The sequence below is a fragment of the Caballeronia terrestris genome, from assembly GCF_001544515.1.
Classification (GTDB): domain Bacteria; phylum Pseudomonadota; class Gammaproteobacteria; order Burkholderiales; family Burkholderiaceae; genus Caballeronia; species Caballeronia terrestris.
Genome location: NZ_FCOL02000403.1, coordinates 1 through 1,416, shown reverse-complemented (window position 1 = coordinate 1,416; position 1,416 = coordinate 1). Strand labels below are relative to the sequence as shown.

Genomic DNA, 1,416 nt, shown 5'->3' with positions numbered 1-1,416 from the left:
CCTCTACATCATGGCCGACGACCTCGGCTACTCCGACACCCATGCGTTCGGCGGAGAGATCGATACGCCGAATCTCGACGCGCTCGTACAGTCCGGCCGCATCCTCACGAACCATCACACCGGCACCGTCTGTGCGATCACGCGCGCGATGCTGATCTCCGGCACGGATCACCACCTCGTCGGCGAAGGCACGATGGGCGTGCCGACTGACGAGCGTCGCGGCCTGCCCGGCTATGAAGGCTATCTGAACGATCGCGCGCTGTCGGTCGCGCAGTTGCTCAAGGACGGCGGCTATCACACCTACATGGCAGGCAAGTGGCATATCGGTTCGGGGATCGTCGGCAGCACGACGGGCGGAGGCCAGACGCCCGACCAGTGGGGCTTCGAGCACAGCTACGCGCTGCTCGGCGGCGCCGCGACCAACCACTTCGCGCACGAGCAGGCGGGGTCGAAGAACTACACCGAAGACGGCCAGTACGTACAGCCCGGCCAGCCGGGACAGCCCGGCGGCACAGGCGGCAGCCCGTCCTTGTTCTATTCGACCGACTTCTACACGCAGAAGCTGATCGCCTACATCGATTCGAACAAGGGCGACGGCAAACCGTTCTTCGCCTACGCCGCGTACACGTCGCCGCACTGGCCGCTGCAGGTGCCCGAGCCGTACCTGCACAAGTACGCGGGCAAGTACGACGCGGGCTACGACGCGATCCGCAATGCCCGGATCGCGCGGCTGAAGGCGCTCGGCATCATCCCGGCTGACTTCACGCCGTATCAGGGCGCGCCGGAAACGCTGACGGCATCGCCCGCCACCGCGAACAACGGCACGGCGAACGCAAAGTACGTGAGCGCCGTGCACAGCGCGCAGCAGGGTTACACCGACTACGGCGCGGGCACCGTCAACAAGACCTGGGCGAACCTCTCGCCCGCCGAGCGTCATGCGCAGGCGCGCTACATGGAGATCTACGCGGGCATGGTCGAGAACCTCGATCACAACATCGGCCTCTTGAGCCAGCACCTGAAAGACATCGGCGAATACGACAACACGTTCATCATGTTCCAGTCGGACAACGGTGCGGAAGGCTGGCCGATCGACTCCGGCGCCGATCCCACCGCAACCGACACCGCCAACGCCGCCGATGCCATCTACACGACCCTCGGCACCGACAACGGCAAGCAGAACGCGCAGCGCCTGCAATACGGCCTGCGCTGGGCCGAAGTCAGCGCGACGCCGTTCCGCCTCACCAAGGGCTACTCAGGCGAAGGCGGTGTATCGACGCCGCTCGTCGTCCACTTGCCCGGTCAGACGACGCAGAGCCCGACGCTGCGCGCGTTCACGCACGTCACCGACAACACCGCGACGTTCCTCGCCCTCGCGCAGATCACGCCGCCGAGCCAGCCTGCGCCGGCGCTCGTGAG

At 66.2% G+C, this 1,416-nt stretch carries 1 protein-coding gene; it reads left to right on the top strand.

Going from position 1 to position 1,416, the window contains the following annotated elements:
• Positions 1–1,416 (top strand): sulfatase-like hydrolase/transferase (locus AWB67_RS37780; RefSeq protein ID WP_087660850.1); only part of this gene is annotated, 1,416 nt, incomplete at both ends.